This is a genomic window from Bacillus hominis (genome assembly GCF_018332515.1).
Taxonomy (GTDB): domain Bacteria; phylum Bacillota; class Bacilli; order Bacillales; family Bacillaceae_G; genus Bacillus_A; species Bacillus_A hominis.
Window position 1 is genome coordinate 15,920 of the sequence record NZ_BOQD01000112.1, and the last position, 13,983, is coordinate 29,902.

Annotated in this window: 15 protein-coding genes; 9 read left to right on the top strand and 6 right to left on the bottom strand. The window is 36.3% G+C overall.

What is annotated here, in order from left to right; genetic code table 11:
• Positions 1 to 2: 2 nt before the first annotated feature.
• A complete protein-coding gene (gene pgoN / locus KI356_RS12650) occupies positions 3 to 842 on the top strand; it encodes a glyoxal/methylglyoxal reductase (RefSeq protein ID WP_212935580.1) in 840 nt (279 codons plus the stop codon).
• A 118-nt stretch (positions 843 to 960) separates the two neighbouring features.
• Positions 961 to 1,896 (top strand): thioester domain-containing protein, encoded by a 936-nt coding sequence (locus tag KI356_RS12655; RefSeq protein ID WP_212935581.1) that lies wholly within the window; start codon positions 961 to 963, stop codon positions 1,894 to 1,896.
• Positions 1,897 to 1,936: 40 nt separating this feature from the next.
• Here KI356_RS12655 and KI356_RS12660 read toward each other — a convergent pair whose 3' ends face one another.
• On the bottom strand, positions 1,937 to 2,575 hold the full coding sequence (locus KI356_RS12660; protein WP_212935582.1) for an NAD(P)-dependent oxidoreductase: 639 nt from the start codon (positions 2,573 to 2,575) through the stop codon (positions 1,937 to 1,939).
• Positions 2,576 to 2,851: 276 nt separating this feature from the next.
• Between KI356_RS12660 and KI356_RS12665 the strand changes: the two genes are divergently transcribed.
• The 5 genes from KI356_RS12665 to KI356_RS12685 all read left to right on the top strand — a co-directional run bounded on the left by KI356_RS12665 (position 2,852) and on the right by KI356_RS12685 (position 9,341).
• Positions 2,852 to 4,282 (top strand): alanine/glycine:cation symporter family protein, encoded by a 1,431-nt coding sequence (locus tag KI356_RS12665; protein ID WP_128281895.1) that lies wholly within the window; start codon positions 2,852 to 2,854, stop codon positions 4,280 to 4,282.
• A 223-nt stretch (positions 4,283 to 4,505) separates the two neighbouring features.
• Complete coding sequence (locus KI356_RS12670) at positions 4,506 to 5,948, top strand: alanine/glycine:cation symporter family protein (protein ID WP_128281896.1); 1,443 nt, start codon at positions 4,506 to 4,508, stop codon at positions 5,946 to 5,948.
• A gap of 353 nt (positions 5,949 to 6,301) precedes the next feature.
• Positions 6,302 to 7,483 (top strand): NupC/NupG family nucleoside CNT transporter, encoded by a 1,182-nt coding sequence (locus KI356_RS12675; protein WP_128281897.1) that lies wholly within the window; start codon positions 6,302 to 6,304, stop codon positions 7,481 to 7,483.
• A 350-nt stretch (positions 7,484 to 7,833) separates the two neighbouring features.
• On the top strand, positions 7,834 to 9,015 hold the full coding sequence (locus KI356_RS12680; protein ID WP_128281898.1) for a NupC/NupG family nucleoside CNT transporter: 1,182 nt from the start codon (positions 7,834 to 7,836) through the stop codon (positions 9,013 to 9,015).
• 92 nt (positions 9,016 to 9,107) lie between these two features.
• Complete coding sequence (locus KI356_RS12685) at positions 9,108 to 9,341, top strand: hypothetical protein (protein WP_212935583.1); 234 nt, start codon at positions 9,108 to 9,110, stop codon at positions 9,339 to 9,341.
• Between the two features lie 26 nt (positions 9,342 to 9,367).
• Here the strand turns inward: KI356_RS12685 and KI356_RS12690 are convergent, their stop codons facing one another.
• Positions 9,368 to 9,874, bottom strand: coding sequence for a ferritin (locus KI356_RS12690; protein ID WP_002112754.1), 507 nt, complete (start codon positions 9,872 to 9,874; stop codon positions 9,368 to 9,370).
• A 53-nt stretch (positions 9,875 to 9,927) separates the two neighbouring features.
• Positions 9,928 to 10,251, bottom strand: a complete 324-nt coding sequence (locus KI356_RS12695; protein WP_002124144.1) for a MazG nucleotide pyrophosphohydrolase domain-containing protein — start codon at positions 10,249 to 10,251, stop codon at positions 9,928 to 9,930.
• A gap of 73 nt (positions 10,252 to 10,324) precedes the next feature.
• Here KI356_RS12695 and KI356_RS12700 point away from each other — a divergent pair, with 73 nt between their 5' ends.
• Positions 10,325 to 10,903: an LOG family protein gene (locus KI356_RS12700; protein WP_498066718.1), complete on the top strand. Its 579-nt coding sequence runs from the start codon at positions 10,325 to 10,327 to the stop codon at positions 10,901 to 10,903.
• A 118-nt stretch (positions 10,904 to 11,021) separates the two neighbouring features.
• Entirely contained in the window at positions 11,022 to 11,303 is a 282-nt protein-coding gene (locus KI356_RS12705) for a hypothetical protein (RefSeq protein WP_212935584.1), read from the top strand.
• 18 nt (positions 11,304 to 11,321) lie between these two features.
• Here KI356_RS12705 and KI356_RS12710 read toward each other — a convergent pair whose 3' ends face one another.
• From KI356_RS12710 to KI356_RS12720, 3 genes are all read right to left on the bottom strand, one after another.
• A complete protein-coding gene (locus KI356_RS12710; RefSeq protein WP_000656312.1) occupies positions 11,322 to 11,519 on the bottom strand; it encodes a hypothetical protein in 198 nt (65 codons plus the stop codon).
• 415 nt (positions 11,520 to 11,934) lie between these two features.
• On the bottom strand, positions 11,935 to 12,375 hold the full coding sequence (locus KI356_RS12715) for a Dps family protein (protein WP_212935585.1): 441 nt from the start codon (positions 12,373 to 12,375) through the stop codon (positions 11,935 to 11,937).
• A 414-nt stretch (positions 12,376 to 12,789) separates the two neighbouring features.
• A partial coding sequence (locus KI356_RS12720) for an alanine/glycine:cation symporter family protein (protein ID WP_212935586.1) occupies positions 12,790 to 13,983 on the bottom strand: 1,194 nt, incomplete at its 5' end.

Genomic DNA, 13,983 nt, shown 5'->3' on the forward strand with positions numbered 1-13,983 from the left:
AAATGAAAAACTTACAAAGTAAAACAGTATTGCATAACGGTGTAGAAATGCCTTGGTTCGGTTTAGGCGTATTTAAAGTAGAAGATGGACCAGAACTTGTAGAGGCTGTAAAGTCGGCGATTAAAGCTGGATACCGCAGTATTGATACAGCGGCGATTTATGGAAATGAAAAAGCAGTAGGTGAAGGAATTCGCGCAGGTATCGAAGTAGCTGGTATTTCAAGAGAAGATTTATTTATCACTTCAAAAGTGTGGAATGCAGATCAAGGATATGAAGAAACAATTGCTGCATACGAAGAAAGCTTAAAAAAATTAGAACTAGATTATTTAGACTTATATCTTGTTCACTGGCCTGTAGAAGGAAAATATAAAGATACATGGAGAGCGTTAGAAACGCTTTATAAAGAAAAGCGCGTACGTGCAATTGGTGTAAGTAACTTCCAGATCCATCACTTACAAGATGTAATGAAGGATGCAGAAATCAAGCCAATGATTAACCAAGTAGAATACCACCCTCGTTTAACACAAAAAGAATTACAAGCTTTCTGTAAAGAACAAGGTATTCAAATGGAAGCATGGTCACCACTTATGCAAGGTCAGTTATTAGATAATGAAACATTACAAGAAATTGCTGATAAGTATGGTAAAACAACAGCGCAAGTTATTTTACGCTGGGATCTTCAAAATGAAGTTGTAACGATTCCGAAGTCAACGAAAGAACAGCGTATTATTGCGAATGCTAATATATTTGATTTCGAATTAACAAAAGAAGATATGGAAAAGATTGATGCTTTAAATGAAAACCACCGCGTCGGTCCAGATCCGGATAACTTTGATTTCTAAGTTTATAGTGAAGAGTGCAAACAGTTTGCACTCTTTTTTATTTTGTCTATGCATAAAAAAATGTTCTAACTAAATAATAAACAGGAGTAAATTTGTTATTTTATAAGGGGTTGTAGACATGAATATAAAACGATCGTTCAAGCTAATGGCCGCTTTTTTGAGTGTTTTATTTGTATTTGCGAACTTATTATTTCCACTTCAAAAAGCATCCGCAGAAGTTATGGATCACACGAAGTATCAAATGGATTGGAGTTATAGTAAGTCAAAGAAGAAACCAATTCGAACAGAGCTTATTAAAACGGCAGATGGAAAAATCGCTTTTTGCTTAAATGTAGATTTGAAATCGCCAGGCGGCCAAGATTTACCTGAAATGGGCAAAGTAGATATTAACGTGTACCGCGTACTATTAAACGGATATCCACAGAAGAGCCCGCAAGAATTGGGTGTTTCTGATTGGAGAGATGCACATTACGCAACGCAGCTTGCGGTGTGGAATGCGTTAAAACAAATTGATATTAATGATTTAGATTTCCGTAATAAAAATGTAGAAAAAGTAACGAAAGATATTGTTGCAAAAGCAAGCGCTAGTGAAGAATTACAAGAAATTACGATGAGTGTAACTCCAACAGAAGAACAAGAAGCAGTATTAAAAGATGAGTTTTTTGAAACTGGTTTATATACAGTGCAAACAAACGCGAAAAGCGGAACATATAAAGTACAGGCAACAGGTGCACCAGAAGGCGCGAAATTTGTAAATGAAAAAGGTGAAACGAAAACAGAATTTAATGTAGGAGAGAAATTCCGCATTTTAATTCCGAAACAAACGCCATCGGGTGGATTTAGCTTTAAAGTGTCAGGGAATTTAACGAAATTACAAGGAATTGCGCATAAAGGAACACCGACGATCCAAAATGCGGTTGTGTTATTAGAGCGTAGTGAAGAGAAGACAAGTCCAGAATTAGCTGTAAGCTGGAAAAAGGCAACTAGTAATCAAAAGCCAAATAAGCCGTATACTCCAAATGAACCACATAAATCGAATCAATATAATAGATGATGAAAAAAGCTCGTAAACACTATGTTTACGAGCTTTTTTATTACTCAGCTTCAGAAACTACTGTGAAGCGTTCGTTTACATGTTTTGGAGTTTCAATTTCATCAAGTGCTGCTACCGCGAAGTCTTCGTAACTTACGTAGCTATCACCTTTTGAGTTAACAAGAAGATTGTCTTTGCCAGCTGTATAAGAGCCAGTGCGTTTTCCTAATGCGAATAGTGCAGAAGGGCTGATGAATGTCCAAGTGATATCGTTTGTTTGTTGCAAGATTTCTAAGTTTTTACCTTGGTTTTGAGCAGTTGCAAGGTACTCATTTGGGAAACCTGGTGTATCAAATACACGTGTTGTTTTTTCTTCGTCTACAAATAAGCTACCAGCGCCGCCGACTACAAGTAATTTCGTATTAGGTGCACCTTTCATAGCTTCAATTAGTACATTTCCTGCATCTACGTGAAGGTGTTCTTGACCTGCTGGAGCGCCGAATGCATTTACAATTACATCAAATGCTCCTAGGTCGTTAGATGTAAGAGCGAATACATCTTTCTCTAAAACCTTTGCGTTTTCTTCTGTGATTTTTGCAGCGCTTCTTACGATTGCAGTTACTTCATGTCCGCGATCTAATGCTTCTTTTAAAATGCGACTTCCTGCTTTGCCGCTTGCTCCGATAATTCCGATTTTCATAATGAATCCCTCCAAAGTGTTTTGTTAAAGTGTATATCTGAAAAATTTACTGTAATTACGTTTGTTACAACTTGATGTAACTATTATAGTTACAGGTTTAGGTTTTTGTCAATGGTGTTGTTTATGAAATTATTTTTTGTTTTAGTATGTGTATTTGTTGAAAGGAGGAGTCATAGAACCTCTAATATTTGGAAGTCGTAAAGTGTCGAAAAATGTTGATTTTTGAATATTTTTTGAATATAATACGATTTATGAATAAAAGGAGGGGTTAATTGTATGAATATTTTAGAACAATTCGTTTCATCAACGAATACAATTCTTTGGTCATATATTCTTATCGCAATGTTAATTGGTTTAGGGCTTTATTTTTCTATTAAATTAAAATTCGTACAAATTACTCATTTAGGGGAAATGGTTCGATTAATGAGTGATGGTTTAACTGGAAAGACACGTAAAAAGGGAAGTGTATCTTCGTTCCAAGCGTTCTGTATGAGTTCAGCAGCTCGTATTGGAATCGGGAACTTAGCTGGTGTAGCGCTAGCTATTTCTATGGGAGGACCTGGAGCTGTATTTTGGATGTGGGTTATCGCGATTGTCGGGGCGTCTTCAAGTTTCGTAGAAAGTACACTTGCACAAATTTATAAAATAAAAGATGGCAGTGGCTTCCGTGGAGGTCCTGCTTATTATATGGAAAAAGGTTTAAATAAACGTTGGATGGGGATTTGGTTCTCTATTCTAATCACAATTAGTTACGGTTTAATCTTTAACTCAGTACAAGCAAATACAGTTACATTAGCGTTTGAAAATGCTTTTGGTATTGAGCGTTATATTGTAGGGATTGTATTAGCTGCACTGGTTGCGGTTATTATTTTTGGCGGTGTAAAAAGTATTGCACGTATGTCAGAAATGATCGTTCCGCCGATGGCGCTTCTTTATATTGCAGTAGCTGTTTTCGTTGTTATTAAAAATTATTATTTAATACCGGATATGTTTACAGAAATCTTTAAAGGTGCATTCGGTTTAGATTCAGCTGTAGGTGGCGGTATTGGTGCTGCAATGAAGTTTGGTATTCAGCGCGGATTATTTGCGAACGAAGCGGGTATGGGTAGTGCGCCAAATGCGGCAGCAACAGCTGATGTAACACATCCAGCGAAACAAGGTTTTATTCAAACAATCGGGGTTTTAGTAGATACATTTTTAGTATGTACATCAACAGCGTTTATCGTACTATGTTCTGGTGCATATAAAGCAACAAATTTAGAAGGTATTGAATTAACACAAGTAGCGTTAAGTTCACAAATCGGTTCGTGGGCAAGTAGCTTCTTAGCGATTATCATTTTCTTATTTGCTTTCAGTTCATTACTAGGAAACTATTATTATGGTGAAACGAATATTGAATTTATTAAACAAAGTAAAACTTGGTTAACGATTTACCGTATTGCGGTAGTTGCAATGGTATTATTCGGTTCTGTTGCTACACTTCAAGTCGTATGGAATATGGCAGACCTATTTATGGGGCTAATGGTAATCACAAATTTAATTGCGATTACACTTCTTGGCCGATTTGCGTATGCTGCATTGGCAGACTATGTGAAACAAAAGAAACAAGGGAAAGACCCAGTTTTCAGCGCAGATTCTATTCCTGGCTTAACAAACACAGAGTGTTGGGATAATCCAGCGGTAACGGATAAAGAAAAAGCAGTGTAATAAAAAGGCGAGCATCGAGATGAATTCGATGCTCGTTTTTTGTTGTAATAAATGATGTAAAGGGTGAAAGATGAACTTTAATATAACTTTTATAAAAACACACATGTAAGGAAATGTGACATGGTTACGTTACAAAACCTTACATTTTTGTCGAAAATTCTTGATTACTAAAAGTTTTTAGAATATAATTTTCTTATTGTTAGGAATAGGGGGCAATACAAGTATGGATTTTTTAACTAATGTAATTGGGGATATAAATAATGTCCTTTGGTCATATATCATTATTGCGATGTTAATTGGGTTAGGACTCTACTTTTCATTTCGTGTGAAATTTGTCCAAATTCGTTACTTCGGAGAAATGATTCGCTTACTTGGGGATGGGGCGAGTTCAAAGACAAGAAAAGCGCAAAAAGAAAAAAGTGGTGTATCATCGTTCCAAGCATTTTGTATGAGTACAGCTTCTCGTGTAGGTACTGGTAACTTAGCTGGTGTAGCTATTGCAATTTCTATGGGAGGACCTGGAGCTGTATTTTGGATGTGGTTAATCGCGATAATTGGGGGTGCCTCTGCATTTGTAGAGAGTACATTAGCGCAAATTTATAAAGTGAAAGACGGGAATGCATTCCGCGGTGGTCCAGCGTATTATATGGAAAAGGGTTTAAAGAAACGCTGGTTAGGTGTTGTTTTCTCTGTTTTAATAACAGTTAGTTTCGGATTAATTTTTAATGCTGTGCAATCAAATACTGTAGCGGCAGCCTTTGATGGGGCATTTAAAACAGATAGCAGACTTGTTGGTGTTGTTATGGCTGGTTTACTTGCAATCATTATTTTCGGCGGAGTGAAACGAATTGCTCGTGCAGTTGAAATGATCGTTCCAGTAATGGCAATTATTTATGTAGCGGTTGCATTATTCGTTGTTGTAACAAACATTACGGCAATTCCACATGTATTTAAAGAGATTTTCTTACATGCTTTCGGAATTAAAGAAGTAGTAGGTGGGGGATTAGGAGCTGCGATTTTACTAGGGGTAAAACGTGGATTATTCTCAAATGAGGCTGGTATGGGTAGTGCGCCAAATGCTGCGGCAACAGCTAACGTAACGCATCCAGTGAAACAAGGTTTCATTCAAACTTTAGGGGTATTTACAGATACATTATTAATTTGTAGTTGTACAGCATTTATTATTTTATTATCAGATGTGCCTGGAGCGGCTGATTTAAACGGAATTCAATTAACGCAACAAGCATTAAGTCAACATATCGGACCGTGGGCGTCTATATTTGTAGCAGTTGCAATCTTCTTGTTTGCATTCAGTTCATTGGTAGGTAACTACTACTATGGTGAAACAAATATTGAATTCTTAAATGGAAGTAAAGTTTTACTAAATGTTTATCGAATTGCGGTTCTTGGTATGGTTATGCTAGGATCTGTAGCAACAATTCAAATCGTTTGGGATTTAGCGGATTTATTTATGGGTATCATGGCCGTTATTAACTTAGTGGCAATTGTATTCCTTTCTAAGTATGCTTTCGCGGCATTGTCAGATTACGTAAAGCAAAAGAAACAAGGAAAAGATCCAGTCTTTTATGCGGAGTCTATTCCAGGTTTAAACAATACAGAGTGCTGGGACAAGCCAGCAGTAGCAGACAAAGAAAAAGCTGTATAATAAAGTGAAACTTTAATCAGTGGGAGTTTTACTGCCCGGCAAATAGCGGGATAAAAGATGGAACGAGCATCAAAGAAATTTGATGCTCGTTTTTTTATGGTGATAAAATATGGAGAGAGGTAAAAGACGAACATTAATGAGCGTTTTATAATAAAATGTAATTTTTTTAAAGAAAAATGCAGATGTGAGTTGTAATTTGTGTTAGAATGGTTAATGGCTTTAGAATAAGAGATTAGACGGCTTTTTATAATCGTTTTTATGGTTTTAGGGGTAAATGGAAAGTTCGGTTTATTTCGTATTTCTAGTAGTCAGACGTTCAACGTTAATGAAGAGTTAAATGGAGGATTTTATTCATGAAGTTTGTTATGTTTCTTGTAGGATTACTCGTTGTATTCGTACTCGGTTTTCTTATAAGTTCTGATCGTAAGAAGATTAAGTATAAACCAATCATGGTTATGCTTGCTATTCAGCTAGCGTTAACGTATTTCTTATTAAATACGCCAATTGGTTATATTTTAGTAAAAGGAATTTCAGATGGATTTGGAGCGCTTCTTGGATATGCGGAATCTGGAATCGTTTTCGTATTTGGTGGTCTTGTTAATAAAGGAGAGGTTTCATTCTTCTTAACAGCTTTATTACCAATCGTATTCTTTGCCGTTTTAATTGGAATTCTGCAACACTTTAAAATTTTACCGATATTTATTCGTGCCATTGGTACTTTGCTAAGTAAAGTAAATGGTCTAGGAAAACTAGAATCATATAATGCAGTAGCGGCTGCAATTGTTGGACAAGCAGAAGTATTTATTACAGTAAAAGATCAATTAAGTAAAATCCCAAAACATCGTTTATATACACTATGTGCATCTTCAATGTCGACAGTATCGATGTCGATCGTTGGTTCGTATATGAAAATGATTGAGCCAAAATATGTAGTAACAGCACTTGTATTAAATTTATTTAGTGGCTTCATTATTATTCATATTATTAATCCGTACGATATTACAGAAGAAGAAGATACACTGCAGTTAGAAAATAAGAAGAAACAATCATTCTTTGAAATGCTGAGCGAGTATATTATGCTTGGTTTCACGATTGCAATTACGGTAGCAGCAATGTTGCTTGGTTTCGTAGCATTAATTACAGCAATCAATAGCTTGTTTGATTCAGTGTTCGGTATTACATTCCAAGCGATTTTAGGATATATCTTCTCACCATTAGCATTCGTAATGGGTATCCCGCAATCAGAAATGGTAACAGCGGGACAAATTATGGCAACCAAATTAGTATCAAACGAGTTTGTTGCGATGCTTGATCTAGGAAAAGTAGCTGGCGATTTATCAGCTCGTACAGTCGGTATTCTTTCTGTGTTCCTTGTATCATTTGCGAACTTCTCATCTATAGGAATTATCGCAGGTGCAACGAAAGGGATCGATGAAAACCAATCAAACGTTGTTTCATCATTCGGATTACGACTTGTATACGGTGCGACATTAGTAAGTCTTTTATCGGCGATTATCGTTGGTGTTATGTTGTAAAAAAGGATGGTCCTAGCTCATAGCTAGGGCTATTTTTTATGGTAGATTTTCATAAAAAAACCAATTAACGAGGAATATATTTACATATAAAAATCTTTTAAAATTTATATTGCATTTCGATTAGATAACGCTTACAATTTGATTTGTAGGTGGTATCAATTTCAGACTTTCAATTATGGTAGGAGAGACGAGGCTACCTTTTATAAATTGCAATTTATGTAAACGCTTACTGATTTTAGATAACAGTTGAATAGTATTAGGGGTTTAAATTTTTTTAACATCAATGGTCAGACGTCATTCGTTATACGTTATACGACCGATAACTCGTGGGAGAAGTGGAGGATTCACATATGAAAATAGTAATGTTTCTAGTCGGTTTACTTGTAGTATTTGTACTAGGGTTCCTTATAAGTTCAGATCGTAAGAAAATTAAATATAAACCAATTGCACTTATGCTTGTAATTCAATTGGTACTTGCGTATTTCTTACTAAATACAAAAATCGGATTTGTGTTAGTAAAAGGGATTGCAGATGGGTTTGGCGCTATTTTAAAATTTGCGGAAGCTGGGGTTAATTTCGTATTTGGTGGTTTAGCGAACGATGGACAAGCACCATTCTTCTTAACAGTATTATTACCAATTATTTTCTTAGCAGTACTAATTGGGATCTTACAACATCTTAAAATTTTACCGATTATCATTCGTGCAGTCGGTTTCGTATTAAGTAAAATTAACGGTTTAGGAAAATTAGAATCATACAACGCGGTAGCAGCTGCAATTGTTGGTCAAGGTGAAGTATTTATTACAGTAAAAGACCAACTAAGCAAATTACCGAAAAATCGTTTATACACACTTTGTGCATCATCAATGTCAACAGTATCAATGTCAATCGTCGGTTCTTATATGAAAATGATTGATCCGAAATATGTAGTAACAGCACTTGTACTAAACTTATTCAGTGGATTCATTATCGTTCATATCATTAATCCATATGATGTGAAAGAAGAAGACGATATTTTAGAATTACAAGAAGACAAAAAGCAAACATTCTTTGAAATGTTAGGCGAATATATTATGCTTGGTTTCTCTATCGCTGTAACAGTAGCGGCGATGTTAATCGGTTTCGTAGCATTAATTACAGCAATTAACGGTGTGTTCGATTCAATTTTCGGAATCACATTCCAAAGCATTTTAGGATATATCTTCTCACCATTAGCGTTCGTAATGGGTATTCCAACATCAGAGATGCTAACAGCAGGACAAATTATGGCAACGAAATTAGTAACGAACGAATTTGTTGCGATGCTTGATCTAGGAAAAGTAGCTGGTGAGTTATCAGCTCGTACAGTAGGTATTTTATCTATCTTCCTTGTATCATTCGCGAACTTCTCATCTATCGGAATTATCGCAGGTGCAACGAAGAGTATCGATGGCAAACAAGCAAACATTGTATCTTCATTTGGATTAAAACTAGTATACGGTGCAACGTTAGTAAGTATATTATCAGCGATTATCGTTGGGGTTATGCTTTAATAAATAGTAAAGAAGTCGTTTATCTCTCGCCTAGAGGGATGAACGGCTTTTTTATTTTGGTATGATAAATAATATAGAGAGGGGGAATTAGGGTGAAAGAAGCGGATAGTTTAAGGGAGTTTGATGAGATTATAGAGAACATTGATCAATTAACTGGAGAAGATGCTAGAGCGTTTTTGAAATTGATACATGGATATTTAAACATAGTAGAAGAAGGAGATGGGACTTTTACTCATAGTGACTTTGCTGAAATGGTTTCAAGGTTTTATAAGAAAGATTTGGCTAAGGTTATTAAGCTGAGAGAAGAAATAAAAAAATCACCTTAATCCATTCATTAAGGTGATTAAAAGTATTACTCAGCTGGAGGCGTAAATGTACGTTTCTCTAATTCAGCATCTAGCATAAATAGTGCATTTGAATCGCTTGTAATACGTTTTAATTTTTGAATGATGCTATCGAATGAAGCTTCTTCTTCTACTTGCTCGTCAACGAACCATTTTAAGAATGTAATTGTTGCGTGCTCACGCTCATCCCAAGCGATATCAGATAAGTTGTAAATACGCTTCGTTACTTCACGCTCATGCTCAAGTGCTACTTCAAAAGCATTTAATACAGATTCGTATTCGTTATTCGGATGATCAAATCCAGTAATAATAGCGCGCTCGCCGCGGTCATTAATATAGTTGTAAAGTTTCATTGCGTGGAAACGCTCTTCTTCAGCTTGTACAAGGAAAAAGTTAGCGAAACCATCATAGCTCTCCGCTGTACAGTAAGCAGCCATTGCCATATAAGCGTGGGCAGAGTAAAATTCAAAATTCATTTGTTCATTTAGTGCGTCGTGCAATTTTTTAGATAACATAAAATCCCCCTTATTATTGTGATAAGAATATTATACCACAATTGATAATATTCTCATTTGGATGCTTCGAACCTTTTCGAAAGCTTTGTGACGTGTGTTTCCATAATGTCTTGTAAATCCAAATCATATTTTTGTGAAAGAATAATAAGATTAGAAAGTACATCACCAAGTTCTTCTTTTAGTTCTTGTTTCAACTCTTCTTGTGTTTTTGCTTCTTCATCAGGGCGACCGCGACCAATTTCAATGGCGCGAACAACTCGTGAAACTTCCCCAATTTCTTCAGTTAAGAAATTTAAGCGAATAAAGGAATTATACTGTGACCAGCTTCGTTTTTCGTAAAATTCCTCCACCCATCTTTGAAATGCGACGATATCCATTTCTTCCTCATCCCTTCAATATGTTGTACAATACTCATTGTATCATGACAATATATAGTCTTGGGGTGTAGGGATGAGAAAGATTTGTGTGTTTGCAGGTTCCAATTTAGGGGAGAGACCAGAGTTTAAAGCGCAGGCAATAGAGTTAGGAAAAATGTTTGTTGAGAACGACTATGAGCTTGTATACGGTGGTTCATGCGTTGGATTAATGGGAGAAGTAGCAAACGAAGTTCTTCGTTTAGGTGGACGGGTGACAGGTGTTATGCCGCGTGGTCTATTCCGAGGAGAAATCGTGCATACAGGATTAACAGAATTAATTGAAGTAGAAACGATGCACGAACGTAAAGCAAAAATGGCAGAGCTTGCGGATGCTTTCATTGCACTGCCGGGCGGATATGGAACATTTGAAGAGCTATTTGAAGTTGTATGTTGGTCACAAATTGGTATACATAATAAGCCGGTTGGTTTATTGAACATAAAAGACTTTTACGGACCAATTTTACAAATGGTTGAACGTGCAGCAGAAGAAGGTTTTATGAACCCATCGAATAAAGAGTTAATCGTTTCAGCTGAGACGGCAGATAAACTAATTCATGAAATCCAAAATTATGAGCGCCCTGTTTTGGGGACGAAGTGGAAACAGCTATCATAATACAATTGTATAGAGATTTTTGGAAACACATGTCATTTTATCTTGAAAAGGCATGTGTTTTTAATTTAGTTAAATATGTTAATGTTAATATATAGTGTTTTTTGAAAAGGAGAAATAGATGGAGGAGTTTGTGTATTTACGTCCTGTTTTTAAAAGTATTTTAGCAGTATCTATTTTGGTTATGCTAATTGTTTTAAGACAGAAGAAAGAGCTGATTAATGAGTTTTCTCTTTGGTTTATTTCGATATTGTGTATCGGTGTTTCAGCGATAACACTTGTTATGTTAGGATTTATTGCCGATGAGTATAGTTTAGGTGGAGATTTGCAGTCTTCTAATATATTTATTGGGATTGTTTTGATCAGTGGTCTAAATTTCATTATTTACTATAGACGGAAATAAAAAGGAAGGCATTCCATATTACTTTGGAATGCCTTTATCATTTTGATTACTTTGTTTTTTATACAGGTACCAGCCACCCCAGCCGCCACCAATTGCTACAACAACGAGGAAAGCATAGTCTTTAACCTCGACACGTATATTGAAAATATTAGCTATAAGTAAGAGAATCCCAACTGTTATTAACGCAAAAAATGCTCTAATTAAGTAGTCTTTCAACTGAACCACTCCCGCCATTTAAGTAGTAAATGATGAATTTGGAAAAGCTTTTGGATCGTTTTTACTAAAGGGTGTTTCCTATATTTTAACATAAAGTGAAACTTTAATCAGTGGGGGCATCCCCCCACTGATTATTAGCCTTCACCAATCGGGCTTTTATGGGCAGTTGATCCCCCACATAACTTCTTTGCTTTCGCTGAATTTTGAGGTGGGGGTCTTACTGTCCGTTAATGCGGGATAAAAGAGATTGTAATATATTGATAAAAGTAGGAAAAGGGCGCGCTAATATTGTCGTGATTTGTCGGTAAGTCGATATAATTGAAAAATCGCTGATATAAATTTCATGTATCAGCATACACGACCACTCCATAGAAAAAAAGCGACTCTAAACGAGCCGCTTCCGCTTTAAAATATATTATTGATTCAAGAACGCACGTAGCATCCAAGCGTGTTTTTCTAGTTCTGTGTAGATGCCTAGTAGTAGGTCAGATGTCATTTCGTCGTCAGATTCTTGAGCGATTTCCATGCCTTTTTTCAGTTCGCTTAGCATCATTTCATAGTCTTTCATGATTGCTTCGACCATTCCTTCTGCAGTTTCTCCGTAAGCTGCTTCTTGAATAGAAGATAGTTCTAAGTATTCTTTCATTGTTGCTACTGGTTTGCCGCCGATTGCTAAAATGCGTTCTGCAATTTCATCGATGTGAGTAGCTGATTCTGTGTAAAGCTCTTCAAATTTTTCATGTAGTGTGAAGAATTGAGGTCCTTTTACGTACCAATGGAAGTTGTGTAGTTTTGTAAATAAAACGCTCCAGTTTGCTACTTGTTTGTTTAATGCTTCGATTACTTGTTTGTTCATTATGATCAATCTCCTTTTGAGTTGTTATGTTATATCAATTACTAATTTATAATTATTATAATCTAGTAATTTGTATAAATCAACCCTTTTGCTGGAATTAATTTGAACAAATTATGAACTGTTGTAAATAAAAATCCCTATTACGGTGAGGTAATAGGGATTTTTAATGATATCTAGCTCCAGCGGCTAGAATGTTCGGTGGCTTCACTTTTTCCTGCGAGGCAAAGAGCGCCTCTACGTCAAAAGCTCCATCCCCCTCACATTCTGAACGAGCCGCTTCTGCTTTAAGTATTATCTAGCTCCAGCGGCTAGAATCTCTGGTCATTTCGCTCTCTCGCTCGAAGCAAAAAGCGCTTCAAGGTCGAGAGCTCCAATGCCCTACGATTCTGAACGAGCCGCTTCTGCTTTTAGTTATTACACAGCTTGTTTCTCTTCTTCTACATCCTGTCCATCCCAGCACTCCGTATTCTTTAAGCCAGGGATAGAACTTGCAAGGAAGACAGGATCCTTGCCTTGTTTCTTTTGCTTTATATAGTCTACTAAAGCTGCGTATGCAAATTTGCTAAGGAATGAGATGGCAATTAAGTTTGTGAATACCATTAGTCCCATAAAGAAATCAGCTAAACTCCAAACCGTTTGAAGGGCAGCGATAGATCCGAAGAACACCATTCCGACAACTGCAACACGATAAATCAGTAACCATGTTTTGCTTTCTTTAATGAATGCGATATTTGTTTCACCATAATAGTAGTTTCCTAGTAAAGAACTGAAAGCGAATAGGAAAATAATAATCGCTAAGAAAGTACTTGCCCACGGTCCAATTTGTGAACTTAATGCTTGTTGTGTTAATTCAATACCTTGTAAATTGGATCCTTTGTAAAGTCCAGAGCATAATACGATAAACGCCGTTGATGTACATACTAAGAATGTATCTACGAAAACACCTAATGCTTGAACAAGCCCTTGTTTTACAGGGTGAGATACATCTGATGTTGCAGCTGCGTTAGGAGAGCTACCCATACCTGCTTCTGTTGCGAATAAACCGCGCTGAATTCCGAATTTGATTGCTGCTCCCATACCACCAGCGATGGCTTGGTCTAAACCAAATGCACTGTTAAATATTTCCGTAAAAATACTTGGTAACATATTGAAGTTGTTAATAACGACAAAAATAGCCACACCAATATAAACGATTGCCATTGGAGGAACAATCATTTCTGTAATACGTGAAATGCTCTTAATACCCCCAAAAATAATAACTGCAACTAATAAAGCTAATAGAGCTCCTACGATAGTTCGCTCTAGTCCAAAAGCATTTTCAAACGCTATCGTTACTGTATTTGCTTGTACTGAATTGAAAATTAATCCGTACGCAACTGTAATGAGAAGTGAAAACCAGATGCCCATCCAGCGTTTGTTTAACCCTTTTTCCATGTAATATGCTGGGCCACCGCGGAACCTGCTTCCATCTTTTACTTTATAAATTTGTGCGAGCGTACATTCTACAAAACTAGTAGCTGCTCCCAGAATAGCGATAAACCACATCCAAAATATTGCGCCGGGTCCACCCATTGAAATTGCTAATGCTACACCAGCTAAGTTCCCGAT

Excerpts from the sequence above, each read along its gene's own strand:
- pgoN (WP_212935580.1), top strand. The coding sequence starts at position 3 with ATGAAAAACTTACAAAGTAAAACAGTATTGCATAACGGTGTAGAAATG.
- KI356_RS12655 (WP_212935581.1), top strand. The coding sequence starts at position 961 with ATGAATATAAAACGATCGTTCAAGCTAATGGCCGCTTTTTTGAGTGTT.
- KI356_RS12665 (WP_128281895.1), top strand. The coding sequence starts at position 2,852 with ATGAATATTTTAGAACAATTCGTTTCATCAACGAATACAATTCTTTGG.
- KI356_RS12700 (WP_498066718.1), top strand. The coding sequence starts at position 10,325 with ATGAGAAAGATTTGTGTGTTTGCAGGTTCCAATTTAGGGGAGAGACCA.
- KI356_RS12695 (WP_002124144.1), bottom strand. The coding sequence starts at position 10,251 with ATGGATATCGTCGCATTTCAAAGATGGGTGGAGGAATTTTACGAAAAA.
- KI356_RS12705 (WP_212935584.1), top strand. The coding sequence starts at position 11,022 with ATGGAGGAGTTTGTGTATTTACGTCCTGTTTTTAAAAGTATTTTAGCA.
- KI356_RS12690 (WP_002112754.1), bottom strand. The coding sequence starts at position 9,874 with ATGTTATCTAAAAAATTGCACGACGCACTAAATGAACAAATGAATTTT.
- KI356_RS12660 (WP_212935582.1), bottom strand. The coding sequence starts at position 2,575 with ATGAAAATCGGAATTATCGGAGCAAGCGGCAAAGCAGGAAGTCGCATT.
- KI356_RS12675 (WP_128281897.1), top strand. The coding sequence starts at position 6,302 with ATGAAGTTTGTTATGTTTCTTGTAGGATTACTCGTTGTATTCGTACTC.
- KI356_RS12715 (WP_212935585.1), bottom strand. The coding sequence starts at position 12,375 with ATGAACAAACAAGTAATCGAAGCATTAAACAAACAAGTAGCAAACTGG.
- KI356_RS12670 (WP_128281896.1), top strand. The coding sequence starts at position 4,506 with ATGGATTTTTTAACTAATGTAATTGGGGATATAAATAATGTCCTTTGG.
- KI356_RS12680 (WP_128281898.1), top strand. The coding sequence starts at position 7,834 with ATGAAAATAGTAATGTTTCTAGTCGGTTTACTTGTAGTATTTGTACTA.